Annotated in this window: 3 protein-coding genes and 1 pseudogene; 3 read left to right on the top strand and 1 reads right to left on the bottom strand. The window is 60.5% G+C overall.

Annotated features, from left to right (window positions below; genetic code table 11):
• The 3 genes and pseudogenes from ENZ75_RS21390 to ENZ75_RS21380 all read left to right on the top strand — a co-directional run.
• Positions 1 to 874: pseudogene (locus ENZ75_RS21390) on the top strand (PrkA family serine protein kinase); the annotation flags it as partial.
• 17 nt (positions 875 to 891) lie between these two features.
• Complete coding sequence (locus ENZ75_RS21385; RefSeq protein ID WP_063169112.1) at positions 892 to 2202, top strand: YeaH/YhbH family protein; 1311 nt, start codon at positions 892 to 894, stop codon at positions 2200 to 2202.
• Positions 2203 to 2211: 9 nt separating this feature from the next.
• Entirely contained in the window at positions 2212 to 3753 is a 1542-nt protein-coding gene (locus ENZ75_RS21380) for a SpoVR family protein (protein ID WP_024503737.1), read from the top strand.
• A 24-nt stretch (positions 3754 to 3777) separates the two neighbouring features.
• On the opposite strand, the gene ENZ75_RS21375 is transcribed toward ENZ75_RS21380, so the two are convergent.
• Entirely contained in the window at positions 3778 to 4671 is an 894-nt protein-coding gene (locus ENZ75_RS21375) for an HlyC/CorC family transporter (RefSeq protein ID WP_063169113.1), read from the bottom strand.
• Positions 4672 to 4775: the final 104 nt, after the last annotated feature.

Raw genomic sequence — 4775 nt, 5'->3', positions numbered from 1 at the left:
TCCCTGCGCTCCAGAGGTGCTGGACATCCTCAGCCGGTTTACCGTCTCGACCCGCTTGGCCGAGCACGACAATTCGCCGCTCTACACCAAGATGCGCGCCTATGATGGCGAGAACCTCAAGGAAGTCGACCCCAAGGCAAAGTCGGTTCAGGAATATCGGGACGCCGCCGGCGTAGATGAGGGCATGGCAGGCGTCAGCACGCGCTTTGCCTTCAAGATCCTGTCGCAGACCTTCAACTACGACACCGAAGAGGTGGCCGCCGACCCCGTGCATCTCATGTACATCCTGGAGGAGGCAATCAAGCGCGAACAGTTTCCGAAGGAGACGGAAGCCGCCTATCTGGAGTTCATCAAGTCCGAGCTGGCCGCGCGGTATGCCGAATTCATCGGCCATGAGATCCAGAAAGCCTATCTGGAATCCTACAGCGAGTACGGCCAGAACCTTTTCGACCGCTACATCGCCTATGCCGACGCTTGGATCGAAGACCAGGACTACAAGGATCCCGACACAGGCCAGATCCTCAACCGCGAGGTTTTGGACAACGAGCTTTCACAGGTCGAAAAACCGGCCGGCATCGCCAATCCCAAGGACTTCCGCAATGAGGTGGTGAAATTCACCCTGCGCGCCCGTGCAAGAAACCATGGCCGCAACCCGGCGTGGACAAGTTACGAAAAGCTGCGGGAAGTCATCGAAAAACGCATGTTCGGCCAGGTCGAGGACCTCCTGCCGGTGATCAGTTTCGGCTCCAAGCAGGACAGTGTCACGGAAAAGCGGCACAATGAATTCGTGCAGCGGATGGTCGAGCGCGGCTACACCGAGCGGCAGGTGCGTCGCCTTGTGGACTGGTACATGCGGGTGAACAGGGCGGGTTAGAGAACCCGGATGGTTCCATGCCGATCTTCATCGACCGCCGCCTGAACCCTAAAGACAAAAGCCTCGGCAATCGCCAGCGCTTCCTGCGACGCGCGCGCGAGGAATTGAAACGCAGCATACGCGATCAGATCCGCACCGGCAGGATCGCCGACGCGGATTCCGAGCATGCCGTGCGCATGCCCGAAAGAGGCACAAGCGAGCCGAGCTTCAACAACGCCCGCGACAGCGGCAGGCGCCAGCACATCTTGCCGGGCAACAGGCATTTCTCCGCTGGAGACCTGATCCCCAAACCCGGCGGGGGCGGCGGGGGAGCATCGTCGCCGGGAAACAAGGCATCTGAAGACGACTTTCGTTTCGTGCTGTCGCGCGAGGAAGTGCTCGATCTTTTCTTCGAGGATCTCGAGCTCCCGGACATGGTCAAGCTCAACCTCAAGGAGATCCTTGCCTTCAAGCCGCGCAGAGCCGGCTTCGCCGCCACAGGTTCGCCGACCAACATCAATGTTGGCCGCACAATGCGCAACAGCCACGGCCGCCGCATTGCGCTGAGGCGCCCCAAGCAGGTCGAACTGGATGCGATCCTCGAGGAAATCGCCTCGCTCGAGTCGACGCCATCCAGCGCCGAAGCGCGCCAGCGTATTGCGGCATTGCGCGAAGAGCTCGACCGGCTGGAACGCCGCCGCCGCCGGATTGCCTATGTCGATCCGGTCGACATCCGCTTCAACCGCTTCGATTCCCGGCCGGTGCCGAACGCCAATGCCGTCATGTTCTGTCTTATGGACGTGTCCGGGTCCATGGGCGAGCGCGAGAAGGATCTGGCCAAGCGCTTCTTCGTCTTGCTGCACCTGTTCTTGAAACGGCGCTACGACCGCATCGAGATTGTTTTCATCCGCCACACGCACCTGGCTCAGGAGGTCGACGAGGAAACATTTTTCTACAACACCCAAAGCGGCGGCACCGTCGTTTCCACCGCGCTGGAGGAAATGCACCGTATTATCACCAGCCGCTACCCGGCCCATGACTGGAACATCTATGCCGCCCAGGCCTCGGACGGCGACAATTTCGCCGGCGATTCGGAGCGATGCATTTCGCTGCTCAACGGCGAGCTCATGCGGCTGTGCCAGTATTTTGCCTATGTCGAGATCATCGACGAGCGTGAAGCTCATATTTTCGGCTCGACAGAAAACGGGACATCGCTCTGGCGTGCCTACAACTCCATCGACCAGAAATGGCCGAACTTCCAGATGAGCCGCATCGCCACACCCGCCGATATCTATCCGGTTTTTCGCCAGCTCTTCGGCAGGCAACCGGCCGCCCTCAAGAGGGCATGAGGGTTCCCGATGGCCAGACAAGCGAGCAAATCCAGCCTGCTTTTTTCAGGGTCCGACTGGGATTTCAAAACATTGTCGCGGGCCTATGACGCTATCGAGGCACTCGCGGTCGAAGAGCTTCATCTGGACACCTATCCCGTTCAGATGGAGATCATCTCGTCGCAGCAGATGCTCGACGCCTATTCGTCCATCGGCATGCCATTGATGTACCGTCACTGGTCTTTCGGCAAACATTTCCTCCACCAGGATTTGCTCTATCGCAAGGGCGGGCGGGGGCTTGCCTATGAACTGGTCATCAATTCCAATCCCTGCATCGTCTATCTGATGGAGGAAAACACCATGGCCCTGCAGGCCCTGGTGACGGCCCACGCAGCGCTCGGGCACAATCATTTCTTCAAGAACAATCAGCTGTTCAAACAGTGGACGGATGCGGGTGCGATCCTCAGCTACCTGGACTTCGCCAAGGGCTACATAGTCCGCTGCGAGGAGCGGCACGGCCTCGCCGCCGTCGAAGCTGTTCTCGATTCCGCCCACGCGCTGATGGATCAGGGCGTGTTTCGCTATCACCGGCCGCCGAGGTTGTCGTCGGAACGGCAACGCGAAGGAATTCGCGAGCGTCTCGAATACGAGGAGCGCTCCTACAACGACTTGTGGCGTACGCTGCCGGCCTCGCAGCAAGCGGCCAACGACAAGGGCCAGGACCCAGAGTGGAAGAAATCGCTCAATCTGCCCGAGGAAAACCTGCTCTATTTCCTGGAAAAGAACAGCCCAGTCCTGGAGCCCTGGCAGCGCGAGATCATCAGGATCGTTCGTGTCATCGCGCAATATTTTTACCCGCAACGGCAGACACAGGTGATGAACGAAGGTTGTGCCACTTTCGTGCACTATACGCTGATGAACATGCTGTTCGACCGCGGCCAGATCAGCGAAGGCGCCATGCTCGAAATCCTGCGCAATCATTCCAACGTGGTCTTCCAGCCGGCCTTCGACGATCCGCGTTTTTCAGGCATCAACCCCTATGCTCTCGGCCTCGACATGATGCAGGACATTCAGCGCATCTCGACCGAACCCACGGCCGAGGACCGCGATTGGTTCCCCGACATGGCCGGCCAGGGCAACTGGCGCGAGGTCCTGCTGGACGCCTGGGCCGAGCATCGCGACGAATCCTTCATCCGCCAGTACCTCAGCCCTGCCTTGATCCGGAAATGGCGGTTTTTTGTGCTCGGCGACGCTGCCGACCAGCCGCATTGCCTGGTCGCGTCCATCCACGATGAGCGCGGCTACGCCAAGATACGCGCCGCGCTCGCCAACAGTTATGATCTCGGCGCGAACCGGCCGGACATTCAGGTGGTGGATGTCGATCTGCTCGGCGACCGCCATTTGCGGCTGCAGCACAAGGTCAATGACGGCATCCTTCTCGAGGATGCCAGCCGCGACGCCACGCTTCGTCACATCCGCAGGCTTTGGGGTTATGAAGTCAGCCTGGCGGCCATGGATGCCGAGACCGGCGCGACGATCCACGAACGCTCGACGAGCCAGATCGCGGGATGACGGCACCCGGTCTCCCGGCGCACATCAGGCGTCGCCGGCTGGCCTGATCCTCAGCCTTGCGATCCGGTTCTTGTCGCGTTTCATGACGATGAAGCGCTTGCCGTGGAACGTAAAAGCCTGCTTCTCCTCGGGGATCGATTGCGTCTCGTGGATGACGAGGCCGGCAATGGTGGTTGCCTCCTCATCCGGCAGGTTCCAGTCGAGAGCCCGGTTGAGGTCACGGATCGGCACCGTACCGTCGACGACCACGGAGCCGTCGGCCTCCTGCTTGACGCCCTGTATGTCGACATCGTGCTCGTCGGCGATCTCGCCGACGATCTCCTCGATAATGTCCTCCAGCGTCACCAGCCCTTCGACCTCGCCATATTCGTCGACGACGACGGCGAAATGCGCCTTGCGGCGAAGGAAGGCGTTGAGCTGTTCCTGCAAGGTCGTGGTGTCGGGCACGAACCAGGGTTTCGAAGCGATCTTCATGACGTCGATCCTGGAGAAATCGTTGCCGACTTCGTTCAAGGCGCGCAGCAGATCCTTTGCATGCAGCACGCCGACGATGTTGTCGAGCGAGCCTTTCCACAGCGGCATGCGGGTGTGCGGGCTTTGCAAAATCTCGCGCACCACCGCTTCCGGCGCATTGTCGGCATTGACCGAGCGCATGTTGGTGCGGTGGACCATGATGTCGGAGACTTCGAGCTCGGCGAGATCGAACAGGCCGCCGACGCGGTCGCGATCCTCGCGCACCACCTGGCCGTCGCGGCGGAAATCGTCGACCGCGCCGCGCAATTCGTCCTGGCTGGAGCGCTGCGGCTCGATGCGTGAAAGCTCGTACCCGAATATGGCAAGCAGGCGCGTGCGCACGGCAACGAGCAGCACGATGAGGATGGCAAGGACGGCGACAACGATCCAGCCGGGCTCGTTCATCTCCGGTCGCTTTCCTTTGGGTGGTTCTCCCTCAGAAACGACAGCACTTCCGATGCCGGAACATCCTTGGCAATGAAAGCCTGGCCGACGCCGCGCGTCAGGAT

It is taken from the genome of Mesorhizobium sp. M7A.F.Ca.CA.002.04.1.1, from assembly GCF_004022805.1.
Classification (GTDB): Bacteria; Pseudomonadota; Alphaproteobacteria; order Rhizobiales; family Rhizobiaceae; genus Mesorhizobium; species Mesorhizobium ciceri.
This window is presented reverse-complemented; position numbering and strand designations above follow the sequence as displayed.

What these genes read in the sequence shown, in the direction of transcription:
- ENZ75_RS21385 (WP_063169112.1), top strand. Translation starts at nt 892, where the DNA reads ATGCCGATCTTCATCGACCGCCGCCTGAACCCTAAAGACAAAAGCCTC.
- ENZ75_RS21380 (WP_024503737.1), top strand. Translation starts at nt 2,212, where the DNA reads ATGGCCAGACAAGCGAGCAAATCCAGCCTGCTTTTTTCAGGGTCCGAC.
- ENZ75_RS21375 (WP_063169113.1), bottom strand. Translation starts at nt 4,671, where the DNA reads ATGAACGAGCCCGGCTGGATCGTTGTCGCCGTCCTTGCCATCCTCATC.